General features: G+C 39.5%; 16 protein-coding genes. All 16 read right to left on the reverse strand.

Annotation, left to right across the window (positions count from 1 at the left end):
- Window positions 1-22 precede the first annotated feature (22 nt).
- Window positions 23-223 carry a 50S ribosomal protein L29 gene (gene rpmC, locus H7K77_RS02620; RefSeq protein ID WP_017473656.1) on the reverse strand — a complete coding sequence of 67 codons (201 nt, stop codon included), beginning with the start codon at window positions 221-223 and terminating at the stop codon, window positions 23-25.
- The gene (gene rplP, locus H7K77_RS02625) at window positions 213-647 is read right to left on the reverse strand and encodes a 50S ribosomal protein L16 (RefSeq protein WP_186576161.1); all 435 of its coding nucleotides are present in this window, start codon (window positions 645-647) and stop codon (window positions 213-215) included. Before rplP ends, rpmC begins: the two co-directional genes overlap by 11 nt.
- Window positions 648-664: 17 nt before the next feature.
- Complete coding sequence (gene rpsC / locus H7K77_RS02630) at window positions 665-1,306, reverse strand: 30S ribosomal protein S3 (RefSeq protein WP_186576162.1); 642 nt, start codon at window positions 1,304-1,306, stop codon at window positions 665-667.
- 3 nt (window positions 1,307-1,309) lie between these two features.
- Window positions 1,310-1,651 carry a 50S ribosomal protein L22 gene (gene rplV / locus H7K77_RS02635; protein ID WP_186576163.1) on the reverse strand — a complete coding sequence of 114 codons (342 nt, stop codon included), beginning with the start codon at window positions 1,649-1,651 and terminating at the stop codon, window positions 1,310-1,312.
- A gap of 19 nt (window positions 1,652-1,670) precedes the next feature.
- Window positions 1,671-1,949: a 30S ribosomal protein S19 gene (gene rpsS, locus H7K77_RS02640; protein ID WP_186576164.1), complete on the reverse strand. Its 279-nt coding sequence runs from the start codon at window positions 1,947-1,949 to the stop codon at window positions 1,671-1,673.
- 57 nt (window positions 1,950-2,006) lie between these two features.
- Complete coding sequence (rplB, locus tag H7K77_RS02645; protein WP_186576165.1) at window positions 2,007-2,837, reverse strand: 50S ribosomal protein L2; 831 nt, start codon at window positions 2,835-2,837, stop codon at window positions 2,007-2,009.
- Window positions 2,838-2,867: 30 nt separating this feature from the next.
- The gene (gene rplW, locus H7K77_RS02650) at window positions 2,868-3,158 is read right to left on the reverse strand and encodes a 50S ribosomal protein L23 (RefSeq protein ID WP_186576166.1); all 291 of its coding nucleotides are present in this window, start codon (window positions 3,156-3,158) and stop codon (window positions 2,868-2,870) included.
- On the reverse strand, window positions 3,158-3,781 hold the full coding sequence (rplD, locus tag H7K77_RS02655) for a 50S ribosomal protein L4 (protein ID WP_186576167.1): 624 nt from the start codon (window positions 3,779-3,781) through the stop codon (window positions 3,158-3,160). The genes rplW and rplD overlap by 1 nt, the downstream gene beginning before the upstream one ends.
- Window positions 3,782-3,806: 25 nt before the next feature.
- Entirely contained in the window at window positions 3,807-4,436 is a 630-nt protein-coding gene (gene rplC / locus H7K77_RS02660) for a 50S ribosomal protein L3 (protein WP_186576168.1), read from the reverse strand.
- A 33-nt stretch (window positions 4,437-4,469) separates the two neighbouring features.
- Window positions 4,470-4,778 carry a 30S ribosomal protein S10 gene (rpsJ, locus tag H7K77_RS02665; protein WP_186576169.1) on the reverse strand — a complete coding sequence of 103 codons (309 nt, stop codon included), beginning with the start codon at window positions 4,776-4,778 and terminating at the stop codon, window positions 4,470-4,472.
- A gap of 810 nt (window positions 4,779-5,588) precedes the next feature.
- Entirely contained in the window at window positions 5,589-6,779 is a 1,191-nt protein-coding gene (gene tuf, locus H7K77_RS02670) for an elongation factor Tu (RefSeq protein ID WP_186576170.1), read from the reverse strand.
- Between the two features lie 131 nt (window positions 6,780-6,910).
- A complete protein-coding gene (fusA, locus tag H7K77_RS02675; RefSeq protein ID WP_186576171.1) occupies window positions 6,911-8,989 on the reverse strand; it encodes an elongation factor G in 2,079 nt (692 codons plus the stop codon).
- Between the two features lie 223 nt (window positions 8,990-9,212).
- The gene (gene rpsG / locus H7K77_RS02680) at window positions 9,213-9,683 is read right to left on the reverse strand and encodes a 30S ribosomal protein S7 (RefSeq protein WP_186576172.1); all 471 of its coding nucleotides are present in this window, start codon (window positions 9,681-9,683) and stop codon (window positions 9,213-9,215) included.
- 39 nt (window positions 9,684-9,722) lie between these two features.
- Entirely contained in the window at window positions 9,723-10,136 is a 414-nt protein-coding gene (gene rpsL, locus H7K77_RS02685; RefSeq protein ID WP_186576173.1) for a 30S ribosomal protein S12, read from the reverse strand.
- Between the two features lie 104 nt (window positions 10,137-10,240).
- On the reverse strand, window positions 10,241-10,492 hold the full coding sequence (locus H7K77_RS02690; protein WP_186576174.1) for a 50S ribosomal protein L7ae-like protein: 252 nt from the start codon (window positions 10,490-10,492) through the stop codon (window positions 10,241-10,243).
- A 161-nt stretch (window positions 10,493-10,653) separates the two neighbouring features.
- Entirely contained in the window at window positions 10,654-14,268 is a 3,615-nt protein-coding gene (gene rpoC, locus H7K77_RS02695; RefSeq protein WP_186576175.1) for a DNA-directed RNA polymerase subunit beta', read from the reverse strand.
- Window positions 14,269-14,278: the final 10 nt, after the last annotated feature.

The following is a 14,278-nucleotide window of genomic DNA, read 5'->3' on the forward strand; positions in this document are numbered from 1 at the left end:
CTGAGGCTTACCTCCTTCGTTATCAGTTATTTACGCTTAGTTCTCTCTCGCGAACAACTGTTTTCATACGTGCGATTGATTTGCGAACTTCACGAAGACGCGCAGTGTTTTCCAATTGACCAGTAGCTAATTGGAAACGCAAGTTGAATAGTTCTTCTTTTAAAGATTTAACTTTTTGTTCAATTTCGGCAGTGGTTAGTTCTCTGATTTCATTAGCCTTCATTGATTTCACCACCAATTTCTTCACGTTTTATAAACTTAGTTTTAACTGGAAGTTTGTGAGATGCTAGACGTAAAGCTTCACGTGCTACTTCTTCAGAAACCCCTGCTATTTCAAACATTATTTTACCTGGTTTAACTACTGCTACCCATCCTTCTGGAGCACCTTTACCGGAACCCATACGAACTTCTAGAGGCTTAGCAGTATAAGGCTTATCTGGGAAGATTTTAATCCAAACTTTACCGCCACGTTTCATATAACGAGTCATAGCAATACGAGCTGCTTCGATCTGACGGCTAGTAATCCATGAAGCTTCAAGAGCTTGTAAACCATATTCACCAAAAGCAATAGACGTACCGCCTTTTGCTTGGCCTTTCATTTTTCCACGGTGTTGCTTACGATGTTTAACACGTTTAGGCATTAACATAATGCTTGCCCCCTTCCTTACTTTTTGTTTTTAGTTGGAAGGACCTCACCACGATAGATCCACACTTTAACACCAAGCTTACCATAAGTAGTATCTGCTTCTGCAGTACCATAAGCAATATCAGCACGTAATGTGTGTAGTGGTACAGTTCCTTCACTATAAGATTCAGCACGAGCGATATCAGCGCCACCAAGACGACCTGATACTTGTGTACGAATACCTTTTGCACCAGCGCGCATTGCACGTTGAATAGTTTGTTTTTGCGCACGTCGGAATGAAATACGATTTTCTAATTGACGAGCGATATTTTCAGCAACTAATTTTGCGTCTAAATCAGCTTTTTTAACTTCTACAATATTAATGTGAACTCTTTTTCCAGTTAAAGCATTAAGTGATTTACGAAGTGCTTCAACTTCAGAACCGCCTTTACCAATTACCATACCTGGTTTTGCAGTTGAGATAGAGATATTCACGCGGTTAGCTGCACGTTCAATTTCAATACTTGAAACGGCTGCATCTTTTAGGCGTTGCTCAATATATTCACGAATTTTAATATCTTCATGTAATAAGTCTGCATAATCTTTACCAGCGTACCATTTGGATTCCCAATCTTTGATAACGCCGACACGAAGTCCTATCGGATTAACTTTTTGACCCACAGATTATCCCTCCTTCTTTTCTGATACAACCACTGTAATGTGGCTAGTTCTTTTATTGATTTGACTTGCACGACCCATAGCACGTGGACGGAAACGTTTCAATGTAACACCTTCGTCAACAAATGCTTCAGATATATATAAGTTATCTGGGTTCATTTCATAGTTATGCTCTGCGTTTGCGATAGCAGAGTTCAATACTTTTTCAACAACTGGTGATGCACCACGTTGTGTATGTTTCAAAATCGCAATTGCTTCTCCAACACTTTTCCCTCGAATTAAATCGATAACCAAACGAACTTTGCGAGGAGCAATACGAACAGTTTTAGCAACAGCTTTTGCTTGCATTAGGAGTGCCTCCTCTCATTTAGCGTTTTGTTTTCTTGTCATCGCCAGCATGCCCTTTGAACGTGCGGGATGGTGCGAATTCACCTAATTTATGTCCAACCATATCTTCAGTAACATAAACAGGTACGTGTTTGCGACCGTCATATACTGCAATTGTATGACCGACGAAATTTGGGAAAATTGTAGAACGACGAGACCAAGTTTTTACTACTTGTTTCTTATCGTCTTCGTTCAATTTCTCAACTTTTTTCATCAAATGATCATCTGCGAAAGGTCCTTTTTTTAGACTACGACCCATATATAAGCCTCCCTTCGCGATTGACGGACGGGTTTTTGTTCCCGTCGTTCAACCCCGTTATTTTTTACGTTTACGTACAATAAATTTATCTGTTGATTTATTACGTTTACGAGTTTTGTAACCAAGTGTCGGTTTACCCCATGGTGACATTGGTGATTTACGTCCGATTGGAGCGCGTCCTTCACCACCACCGTGTGGGTGATCGTTAGGGTTCATTACAGAACCACGTACTGTTGGACGGATACCTTTCCAACGAGAACGACCAGCTTTACCAACGTTGATTAATTCGTGTTCTAAGTTACCAACCTGGCCTACTGTAGCACGGCAAGTTCCTAATACTAATCTCACTTCACCAGAAGTTAAACGTACTAGGATATATTTACCTTCACGGCCAAGGATTTGTGCTTGAGAACCTGCAGAACGTGCTAATTGTCCACCGCGTCCTGGCTTTAATTCCACGTTATGAATAATAGTACCAACTGGAATGTTTTCAAGTGGTAATGCATTACCTACTTTAATGTCTGCACCTTCACCAGAAACTATTTCCTGTCCTACTACTAATCCTTTTGGTGCTAGAATATAGCGTTTTTCACCATCTACATAGTTAATTAGCGCAATATTAGCTGTACGGTTTGGATCATACTCGATTGTAGCAACGCGTCCTGGTATTCCATCTTTGTTACGTTTGAAATCGATGATACGGTATTTACGCTTATGTCCACCGCCTTGATGACGAACAGTCAATTTACCCTGATTATTACGTCCACCACGTTTGCTCAACGGGGCAAGTAGGGATTTTTCTGGTTGATCAGTTGTGATTTCTGCGAAATCAGATCCTGACATACCACGTCTACCATTAGAAGTTGGTTTATACTTCTTAATCGCCATCTATTTTCCCTCCTTTATCAAATAGATTTATTATACTCCTTCAAAGAACTCTAGTTCTTTGCTGTCTTCAGAAAGCTTAACAATTGCTTTTTTACGGTCTGCACGGAATCCACCATAACGACCCATACGCTTGAATTTACCTTTTAAGTTCATAGTGTTTACTTGCTCCACTTTTACACCAAAAATTAGTTCAATAGCGTCTTTAATTTCAGTTTTGTTAGCTTTGGTACTTACTTCAAATGTGTATTTTTTATCTGCCATCAAATCTGCAGAATGTTCAGTAATGACAGGGCGCTTAATAATATCACGAGGATCTTTCATTATGCAAGCACCTCCCCTGCTTTTTCCGCTGCATCTTTAGTAATGATCAGCTTGTCATGCGTAAGCAAGTCTAATACATTTACTTCGCTTACTGTTAATACTTTAATGTTTGGTAAGTTGCTAGCTGAACGAACAACTACTTCATCTTTGTCAGCAGTTACGATCAACGCTTTTTCTTCAACGTTTAAAGAAGAAAGAAGTGTTACAACTTGTTTTGTTTTTGGCGCTTCAAAAGAAAGGCCTTCTAGTACTACTAAGCTATCTTCTTTCACTTTAGAAGAAAGTGCAGATTTAAGTGCAAGTCTACGTACTTTCTTAGGAAGTTTATAGCTATAACTACGTGGTGTAGGACCGAATACAGTTCCACCGCCTACCCATTGTGGAGAACGAATAGAACCTTGACGTGCGCGTCCTGTACCTTTTTGGCGCCACGGCTTACGTCCACCGCCACGTACTTCTGAACGGTTTTTAACTGCATGTGTACCTTGACGAAGTGATGCACGTTGCATTACTACCGCATCATGTAATACATGCTCATTTGGTTCAATACCAAATACTGAATCATTTAATTCAACATCGCCTACTTGCGATCCGCTTTGGTTAAATAGTGCTACTTTAGGCATGACATATCCTCCCTTCAGTTTGTAATTAGTTAGCCTTTATTGCACTCGTAATTTTAACGAATGATTGTTTAGCTCCAGGTACGTTTCCTTTTACTAGTAATAGATTACGCTCAGCATCAACCTTTACTACTTCAAGGTTCTGGATTGTTACTTGTTCGCCACCCATTTGTCCAGGTAAGTTTTTACCTTTAAAAACACGCATTGGATCAATAACACCCATAGAACCTGGTCTTCTATGATAACGAGAACCGTGACTCATTGGTCCACGAGATTGGTTGTGACGTTTAATTGCACCTTGAAATCCTTTACCCTTTGATGTACCAGTTACATCAATTTTGTCTCCAGCTTGAAAAACCTCTACACTAATTTCTTGACCCAATTGATAATTATCAAGATTAGCGTTACGGAATTCACGAATGAAGCGCTTAGGGGTTGTGTTTGCTTTCTCAGCATGCCCTTTTGCAGGCTTGTTAGAGCGCGACTCTTTTTTGTCTGCAAATCCTAATTGTACAGCTTCATAACCATCGTTTTCTAATGTTCTTAGTTGAAGAACCACGTTTGGTTCAGCTTGAATTACAGTTACCGGAGTTAACACACCATCTTCTGAGAAAAGTTGAGTCATACCGACTTTGCGACCTAAGATTCCTTTCGTCATCCGTTACACCTCCTATAAAAATAAAATTTTCTATTAAAGTTTAATTTCAATATCCACACCAGATGGTAAGTCTAAACGCATTAGCGAGTCAACTGTTTGTGGTGTTGGACTAACTATATCGATAAGACGTTTGTGTGTACGCATCTCGAATTGCTCTCGAGAATCTTTGTACTTGTGTACCGCACGAAGTATTGTATAGACTGCTCTTTCAGTCGGCAATGGAATCGGTCCAGAAACACTAGCACCTGAACGTTTTGCTGTTTCTACAATCTTTTCTGCAGATTGATCAAGAATACGGTGATCGTATGCTTTTAAACGAATTCTAATCTTCTCTTTTGCCATTATTTTCCCTCCTTTACGCCCATTTTATAATAGACATTCTCCGCGAAAATTCCTCCACATACCCGCCATGGCAAAGGGGCCGGGTGTGTCGACAACCTTCCGCATCATCGCCTTTTAAATGACCAACATTATATATTATATAGATAATGTCTAGTGATTGCAACCATAAATTACATTGAATAAAAAATAATTTATTTAGCACTTTTTGTATTATACATTAGACTAATACTACTTTCAAGTTTTAGTCTTAAGTTTACTAATATTACCATGGTCCTGTTTTAAACTAACCTATTATCTTCATCAAATTGTCTCTCTCTTATTTGGAAAATTCCTATTCAAGTATTCCCATGTTGTAAATAAAAGTACTTATAATGAAGTTTGCGTTTATTCCTAATACCACTATATGGCTTGGATGCTCTAAGGAAATGTCTTGTATATAACCTGAAAAACTTATCCAGACCCAAAAGCGCAGAGCACCGGTTAGTGATGTACAGACTGTAAGTCGAAACAAGAATAACACTTGTTTCTGTGGTGATTACTCCAAGTAGTTCTCCTTAGCGCAGTTACTCGTCCCACCGAAACCGTTTTGACTGAGCCGCAGGAGAAAATAGCAACACGGTGAACGAAGTGATTTCGGAATTTAGACTCAGCTTAGAATTGTTATCGTACGGAGGCGAGGGGAGTTTCGCTAGTCTCTGACGCTCGGAATTTGACGAGGCTGAATTTGCATGTTGTCCACATCAGCTGATTTTTAAATTTAAAACAAAAAAACAGGCAGCAATTTGCTACCTGTTTTTTTTTAATAACTATTTATTCTTGGATTGATGCAACAACGCCAGCGCCTACTGTACGTCCACCTTCACGAATTGAAAACTTAGTTCCATCTTCAATTGCGATTGGAGAGATAAGTTCAACAGTCATTTCAACGTTATCTCCAGGCATAACCATTTCTACGCCTTCAGGAAGGTTTACTACACCAGTTACATCAGTTGTACGGAAGTAGAACTGAGGGCGGTAGTTACCGAAGAATGGAGTATGACGTCCACCTTCTTCTTTAGATAGTACATAAACTTCAGCTTTGAACTTTGTGTGTGGAGTAATTGTTCCTGGCTTAGCAAGAACTTGTCCACGATTGATATCATCACGTGCAACACCACGAAGAAGTGCACCAATGTTATCTCCAGCTTCAGCATAGTCAAGAAGTTTACGGAACATTTCAACACCAGTTACAGTTGTTTTCTTTGGCTCTTCAGTTAAACCAATGATATCAACTTCGTCTCCAACTTTAACTACTCCACGCTCAACACGTCCAGTAGCAACAGTTCCACGACCAGTGATTGAGAATACATCCTCAACTGGCATCATGAATGGTTTTTCAGTGTCACGATCTGGTCTTGGGATATACTCATCAACAGCATTCATAAGTTCGAAGATAGCATTTACATACTGCTCTTCTCCTTCTAATGCTTTAAGAGCAGAACCTTTGATTACTGGTACGTCATCACCAGGGAAGTCATACTCAGAAAGAAGGTCACGAACTTCCATTTCTACTAACTCAAGAAGTTCTTCGTCATCAACCATATCACATTTGTTTAGGAATACTACGATTGCAGGTACACCTACTTGACGTGATAATAGGATGTGCTCACGAGTTTGTGGCATTGGACCATCAGCAGCAGATACTACTAGGATAGCTCCGTCCATTTGTGCAGCACCAGTGATCATGTTTTTTACATAGTCAGCGTGTCCTGGGCAGTCAACGTGTGCATAGTGACGTGCGTCAGTTTCATACTCAACGTGTGCAGTAGAGATTGTGATACCACGTTCTCTTTCTTCAGGAGCACCATCGATTTGGTCGTAAGCGCGTGCTTCCCCTCTGCCGTATTTGTTGAATAGTACGTTAGTGATTGCAGCTGTTAAAGTTGTTTTACCATGGTCAACGTGTCCAATTGTACCAATATTAACGTGGTCTTTGGAACGATCAAATTTTTCTTTACCCATTTATAGTTCCTCCTTTAAGTAAGTAAAAGTGTTTATTTTATAATAAATGTATGTTGGGCTTAGAAACAACCTACTGTTGTCTCTAAGCTTACAATACAAGTTATACTTGAGAATAACGAAAAAATCAACAATTATTCACCAGCATGTTTCTTAATAATTTCTTCAGTAATGCTCTTCGGTGTTTCTTCGTAATGATCGAAGTGCATTGTGTAAGTTCCACGTCCTTGTGTGTTAGAACGTAGTGCAGTTGCATAACCAAACATTTCTGAAAGTGGTACAAATGCTTTTACAACTTGGCTGTTTCCACGTGCTTCCATACCTTCTACACGTCCACGACGTGAAGTGATATCACCCATAATGTCACCCATATATTCTTCTGGGATAACAACTTCTACCTTCATCATTGGTTCAAGTAGAGCTGGGTTACATTTGTTTTTAGCTGCTTTTAGTGCCATAGAAGCAGCAACCTTAAATGCAGTCTCGTTTGAGTCAACATCGTGGTAGCTTCCGTCAAACAATGTAGCTTTTAGATCGATTAATGGGAATCCAGCTACTACACCATTTTCCATTGCTTCTTTAACACCAGCTTCAACTGATGAAATGTATTCACGTGGTACAGATCCACCAACAGTTTTGTTTTCGAATTCAAATCCTGCACCCTCTTCATTAGGTTCGAATTTGATCCAAACGTGACCATATTGTCCACGTCCACCTGATTGACGTACGAATTTACCTTCTACTTCAGCAGCAGAACGGAAAGTTTCACGGTAAGATACTTGAGGAGCACCTACATTCGCTTCCACTTTAAATTCACGTCTCATACGGTCAACAATGATATCTAAGTGTAGTTCACCCATACCTGAGATAATTGTCTGACCCGTTTCAGGGTTTGTTTCAGTTCTGAATGTTGGATCCTCTTCAGCAAGTTTACCTAATGCAACAGACATTTTATCTTGGTCTGCTTTTGACTTAGGTTCAATTGCAACTGAGATAACTGGTTCTGGGAATTCCATAGATTCTAGAATAACTAAATTCTTTTCGTCACATAGAGTGTCCCCTGTACTAGTATCTTTTAAACCTACTGCACCAGCAATATCACCAGAATAAACAGTAGAGATTTCCTCACGAGAGTTAGCGTGCATTTGTAGAATACGACCTACACGTTCACGTTTGTCCTTCGTAGAGTTTTTAACATATGACCCAGCTTCTAATGTACCTGAGTACACACGGAAGAAAGTTAATTTACCAACGAATGGATCTGTTGCCACTTTAAATGCTAAAGCAGAGAACGGTTCCTCATCGCTAGATTTACGAACTACTTTCTCTTCTGTTTGTGGGATGATACCTTCAATTGGTGGTACGTCAGTTGGTGCTGGAAGGTAATCAATTACCCCATCAATCAACAATTGTACACCTTTGTTTTTAAATGCAGATCCACAGAATACAGGGTAGAATTCAACGCTTAATGTAGCATTACGAACCGCTACTTTAAGTTCATCGTTAGAGATTTCTTCCCCTTCAAGGTATCTCATCATTAATTCTTCATCTAGTTCAGCGACAGCTTCTATTAATTTAGTACGATATTCTTCAGCAAGCTCTTTCATATCATCTGGAATAGGACGTGCTTCAGCACGAGTTCCTAAATCATCCAAGTAATAGAAAGCTTCCATTGAGATTAGATCAATAATACCTTCAAAATCGTCTTCAGCACCAATAGGAAGTTGTACTGGGTGTGCATTAGCACCTAAACGATCTCCAAGAGTACCTACTGAATATAAGAAATCTGCACCAATCTTATCCATTTTATTAACGAATACAATACGCGGAACACCATAAGTTGTTGCTTGACGCCAAACTGTTTCAGTTTGTGGCTCAACACCAGACTGTGCATCTAGTACAGCAACCGATCCATCAAGTACACGCAATGAACGTTCAACCTCTACAGTGAAGTCTACGTGTCCTGGAGTATCAATAATGTTGATACGGTGTCCTTTCCATTGAGCAGTTGTAGCAGCAGAAGTGATTGTAATACCACGTTCTTGCTCCTGCTCCATCCAGTCCATTTGTGAAGCCCCTTCGTGAGTTTCACCAATTTTATGGATACGTCCTGTATAGAAAAGAATACGTTCAGTTGCAGTTGTTTTACCAGCATCAATGTGTGCCATAATACCGATATTACGCGTCTTCTCCAAGGAGAACTCTCTTGGCATGAATATTTCTCCTTCCTAGTATGAAATTTATTTTAGTTGTCTGCTTTAATTAAGAAACTAACAACCTGGTCCTACTTATGTAGGTTAGTTCGACATACCGATTTCAATCTAATAGATCTAAATCAGCATTCCATCGAACCTTGCTTCCCTATACCCTCTAGTGGCAAATGCCACTTTGAGGTTTATATAGTCAGGGATAGCTGTTATACCTTTTACAAATAGATTACCAACGATAGTGAGCAAATGCTTTGTTTGCTTCTGCCATTTTGTGCATATCTTCGCGTTTCTTAACTGCTGCACCTGTATTATTTGATGCATCAAGAATTTCATTCGCAAGACGTTCTTCCATTGTTTTTTCCCCGCGTAAACGAGAATAGTTTACAATGTAGCGTAAACCTAGAGCTTGACGGCGCTCAGGGCGCACCTCTACTGGTACTTGGTAGTTTGAACCACCAACACGACGAGCGCGTACTTCAAGTACTGGCATTACATTCTTCATTGCTTGTTCGAAAACCTCCATAGCGTTTTGACCACTACGTTCTTGAACAAGTTCAAAAGATTTATAAAGAATTTTTTGAGCTTTCCCTCTTTGTCCATCCACCATAATTTGGTTGATTAAACGAGTTACTAGCTTTGAGTTGTATAACGGATCCGGTAAGACATCACGTTTTGGTACTGGTCCTTTACGTGGCATATGTCTCCCCTCCTTCCTTCTAGTTTAATGTGTCATTTATTATTTCTTAGGTCGCTTAGTACCGTATTTAGAACGTCCTTGTGAACGCCCTTCAACACCAGCTGTATCTAGCGCACCACGTACGATGTGATAACGTACCCCTGGTAAATCTTTTACACGTCCTCCACGAATTAATACTACACTGTGTTCTTGAAGGTTGTGTCCAATTCCAGGAATGTATGCTGTTACCTCAATTCCATTAGTCAAACGCACACGCGCATATTTACGTAGTGCAGAGTTTGGTTTCTTTGGAGTTAATGTACCAACACGTGTACATACACCACGTTTTTGTGGTGAAGACTGGTTAGTTAAAGATTTTTTGAAGCTGTTATATCCTTTATTCAATGCAGGTGAGTCAGATTTTTTACCTTTACTCACACGGCCTTTGCGTACCAATTGGTTAATAGTAGGCATTATGTTTCCTCCTTTCGGTTGTCTTTTGTAATACCACACATCCAGGTGGTTCATCTTAAGGCAAAAAACAAAGCTTTCGTGAATCTATTTATTCACCAAAACTCCTATTGCTTTATCGCCACCGTCGCGGTACCTACATCTATTCCACAAGCTTTACCTAATCTCTTCATAGAATCGACTGTAAAACATGGGATATTCATTTCTTTTGCAAGACGCGACACTTTACTAGTTATATGCTGGTCAGCATCCTCAGCAACAATAACCTCGTGAACTTCACCATTTTTCATGGCTTTTATCGTTTGTTTGGTTCCGATAATAAGATTATTCTTAACCTCTGCTACTTTTTCATAAGACATTTTACTATATCCTCCAAAGCAACAAGGATAACGGAAGCACCTTGAATATATTATCATTCTATATTTTCTATGTCAACTTTAATTTTCAAGTATTATAGCTAGAATGTCATAAATTCAATAAGTGCTTCCACCATTACACCTTGTTCTTGTTCATTAACAATCTATTGTCTAACTTCTTCTGTTAAATGATCTTCTGGTGTTTCATCTATTACTTCTTCCGTTTCTGCTGTAATCTTACGGTATTTTTGCATACCTGTTCCAGCAGGTACCAATTTACCAATTATTACATTTTCCTTCAATCCTAGTAATTCATCACGTTTACCTTTTATAGCTGCATCGGTTAAAACACGTGTCGTTTCTTGGAATGAAGCTGCAGATAAGAATGAATCTGTTTCTAATGAAGCTTTGGTAATACCTAGAAGTACTGGTCTACCAACTGCTGGCTGCGCACCTTCACGTAAAACGCGAGTGTTTGCATCTCTAAACTGGTGAATTTCTAACAAGGATCCCGGAAGGACTTCTGTATCTCCTGCATCAGCAACACGTATTTTACGTAACATCTGACGAACCATTACTTCAACGTGTTTATCACCAATTTCTACCCCTTGCATACGGTAAACTTTCTGTACTTCTTTAAGTAAGTACGTCTGTACCCCGTCAATACCTTTAATTTTCAGTAATTCTTTAGGATCAATAGAACCTTCTGTTAGTGGTTGACCTGCACCTACTTGATCGCCGATAGCCACTTTCAGTCTAGCACCATAAGGCGCAGTGTATGTTCTACTTTCTACTTCACCTTGGATTACTATTTCTTGCTTATCTTTCACTTCGTTTATATCTTGAACTGTACCAATCATTTCAGAGATAACAGCTTGCCCTTTAGGGTTTCTAGCCTCGAATATCTCCTGGATACGTGGAAGACCCTGTGTGATGTCACTACCCGCAACACCACCAGTGTGGAATGTACGCATAGTAAGCTGTGTTCCTGGTTCACCGATAGATTGTGCAGCGATAATTCCTACAGCTTCTCCAACCTCTACCTCTTCACCAGTAGCTAGATTACGTCCATAACATTTTTTACATGCTCCGTGTTTAGTGTTACATGTAAATACAGAGCGAATAGTTACTTCTTCAATACCAGCTTCCAAAATATCTTTTGCGATATCTTCTGTAATCACTTCATTTTTCGGTATAATAATATCCTTCGTTTCTGGATGACGAACATTTTGGAACGCTGTTCTTCCAATTAAACGGTCGATTAGTGGCTCGATCATTTCAGTACCTTCCGTAATAGAGGCAACTGTTAATCCACGATCAGTTCCACAATCTTCTTCACGAATGATTACATCTTGTGCCACATCAACAAGACGACGAGTTAAGTAACCTGAATCCGCAGTCTTAAGTGCAGTATCTGCAAGACCTTTACGCGCACCGTGAGTCGAGATAAAGTACTCTAGTACTGTTAACCCTTCACGGAAACTAGACTTAATCGGTAACTCAATAATTCTACCAGCCGGGTTGGCCATTAGACCACGCATACCAGCTAACTGTGTAAAGTTAGAAGCATTACCACGAGCTCCTGAGTCACTCATCATAAAGATTGGGTTTCTAGGATCTAAAGTTTTCATTAGCTTTTCTTGAATGACATCTTTGGCTTGTGACCAGATAGAAATAACTCGATCATAGCGTTCCTCATCCGTAATTAAACCACGGCGGAACTGCTTCAATACCTTATCAACTTTTTCTTGGGCTTCATGTAAAATCTTTTCTTTTTCAGCCAATACTACGATATCTGCCACACCAACAGTAATACCTGCTTTTGTAGAATACGTAAATCCAAGATCTTTCATACGGTCAAGCATTTTAGATGTTTCGCTAATCTTAAACTTCTTAAATACTTCAGCGATGATATCTCCAAGAATACCTTTTTTAAATGGTTTAATTACTTCTCGCTCTGCAATAATTTCTTTAATATTAGCACCCTTTTCAACAAAGTACTTGTCTGGTGTTGCCACCTCTAAATTTTGTTGAGTCGGTTCATTCATATAAGGGAATGATGTAGGTAGCATATCATTAAAGATTAGTTTACCAACAGTAGTTAAAAGTAATTGATTTTTTTGTTCTTCCTTAAAGTTTTCTTTACCTAATGAAGATGCTTGCACCGCAATTCGTGTATGCAAGTGGGCATAACCACTTTGATAAGCAATAATAGCCTCACTAATATCTTTAAAGACCATACCCTCACCAACCGCACCAGCACGTTCCATTGTTACATAGTAGTTACCTAATACCATATCCTGTGATGGTGTTACAACCGGTTTACCATCTTTAGGGTTTAAGATATTTTGTGCAGCTAGCATTAAAATACGCGCTTCAGCCTGTGCTTCAGCAGACAATGGTACGTGAACTGCCATTTGGTCACCATCAAAGTCAGCGTTATATGCTGTACACACTAATGGGTGAAGACGTATAGCACGACCTTCTACTAATGTTGGTTCAAATGCTTGAATACCAAGACGGTGCAATGTAGGTGCACGGTTAAGTAGAACAGGGTGTTCTTTAATAACTTCTTCTAATACATCCCATACTTCAGGATGCAATCTTTCAATTTTACGTTTAGCAGATTTGATATTGTGCGCCAAACCTCTTTCAACTAATTCCTTCATGATAAACGGTTTGAAAAGCTCGACTGCCATTTCCTTTGGAAGACCACACTGATACATTTTTAAATGTGGACCAACAACAATAACAGAACGGCCAGAGTAGTCAACACGTTTACCTAGTAAGTTTTGACGGAATCGACCTTGTTTCCCTTTCAACATATGAGAAAGTGATTTTAATGGACGATTACCTGGACCTGTTACAGGGCGGCCACGACGACCGTTATCAATTAACGCATCCACTGCTTCTTGAAGCATACGTTTCTCATTTTGAACAATAATGCTTGGAGCACCAAGATCTAATAGTCTTTTTAAACGATTATTTCTGTTGATAACACGACGGTATAAGTCATTTAAGTCAGATGTGGCGAAACGGCCACCATCTAACTGTACCATCGGTCTTAATTCTGGTGGGATAATTGGTAAAACATCTAGAACCATCCAAGAAGGCTCATTCCCAGAATTACGGAATGCTTCTAAAACCTCAAGACGTTTGATTGCTCTCGTTCTTCGCTGACCTTGAGCTGTTTTCAACTCTTCTCTCAATAAGTCAACCTCTTTTTCTAAATCAATATCCTGAAGCAATTTTTTAATCGCTTCTGCACCCATTTGCGCTTGGAACGATTGTCCGTATTTATCACGATATGCACGGTATTCTTTCTCGGAAAGAAGTTGCTTTTTATCCAATGCAGTATCACCAGAATCAGTAACAATGTATGCAGCAAAATAAATAACTTCTTCTAACGCCCTAGGCGACATATCTAATACTAATCCCATTCGGCTAGGAATACCTTTGAAGTACCAAATATGAGATACAGGGGCAGCTAACTCAATGTGCCCCATACGCTCACGACGAACCTTAGCTTTTGTTACTTCTACTCCACAACGGTCACAGACCACGCCTTTATAGCGTACTCGTTTATATTTTCCACAATGACATTCCCAGTCCTTTTGTGGGCCAAAAATTCTTTCACAAAACAATCCATCTTTTTCTGGCTTCAATGTACGATAGTTGATAGTTTCTGGTTTTTTTACCTCACCGAAAGACCATGAACGAATCTTATCCGGAGAAGCCAAACCAATTTTCATAAATTCAAAATTATTTACATCTATCAAGGGGCCTACC

This window comes from Aquibacillus kalidii, assembly GCF_014280935.1.
GTDB lineage: Bacteria > Bacillota > Bacilli > Bacillales > Amphibacillaceae > Aquibacillus_D > Aquibacillus_D kalidii.

Excerpts from the sequence above, each read along its gene's own strand:
- rpmC (WP_017473656.1), bottom strand. The coding sequence starts at position 223 with ATGAAGGCTAATGAAATCAGAGAACTAACCACTGCCGAAATTGAACAA.
- rplP (WP_186576161.1), bottom strand. The coding sequence starts at position 647 with ATGTTAATGCCTAAACGTGTTAAACATCGTAAGCAACACCGTGGAAAA.
- rplV (WP_186576163.1), bottom strand. The coding sequence starts at position 1,651 with ATGCAAGCAAAAGCTGTTGCTAAAACTGTTCGTATTGCTCCTCGCAAA.
- rpsS (WP_186576164.1), bottom strand. The coding sequence starts at position 1,949 with ATGGGTCGTAGTCTAAAAAAAGGACCTTTCGCAGATGATCATTTGATG.
- rplB (WP_186576165.1), bottom strand. The coding sequence starts at position 2,837 with ATGGCGATTAAGAAGTATAAACCAACTTCTAATGGTAGACGTGGTATG.
- rplW (WP_186576166.1), bottom strand. The coding sequence starts at position 3,158 with ATGAAAGATCCTCGTGATATTATTAAGCGCCCTGTCATTACTGAACAT.
- rplD (WP_186576167.1), bottom strand. The coding sequence starts at position 3,781 with ATGCCTAAAGTAGCACTATTTAACCAAAGCGGATCGCAAGTAGGCGAT.
- rplC (WP_186576168.1), bottom strand. The coding sequence starts at position 4,436 with ATGACGAAAGGAATCTTAGGTCGCAAAGTCGGTATGACTCAACTTTTC.
- rpsJ (WP_186576169.1), bottom strand. The coding sequence starts at position 4,778 with ATGGCAAAAGAGAAGATTAGAATTCGTTTAAAAGCATACGATCACCGT.
- tuf (WP_186576170.1), bottom strand. The coding sequence starts at position 6,779 with ATGGGTAAAGAAAAATTTGATCGTTCCAAAGACCACGTTAATATTGGT.
- fusA (WP_186576171.1), bottom strand. The coding sequence starts at position 8,989 with ATGCCAAGAGAGTTCTCCTTGGAGAAGACGCGTAATATCGGTATTATG.
- rpsG (WP_186576172.1), bottom strand. The coding sequence starts at position 9,683 with ATGCCACGTAAAGGACCAGTACCAAAACGTGATGTCTTACCGGATCCG.
- rpsL (WP_186576173.1), bottom strand. The coding sequence starts at position 10,136 with ATGCCTACTATTAACCAATTGGTACGCAAAGGCCGTGTGAGTAAAGGT.
- H7K77_RS02690 (WP_186576174.1), bottom strand. The coding sequence starts at position 10,492 with ATGTCTTATGAAAAAGTAGCAGAGGTTAAGAATAATCTTATTATCGGA.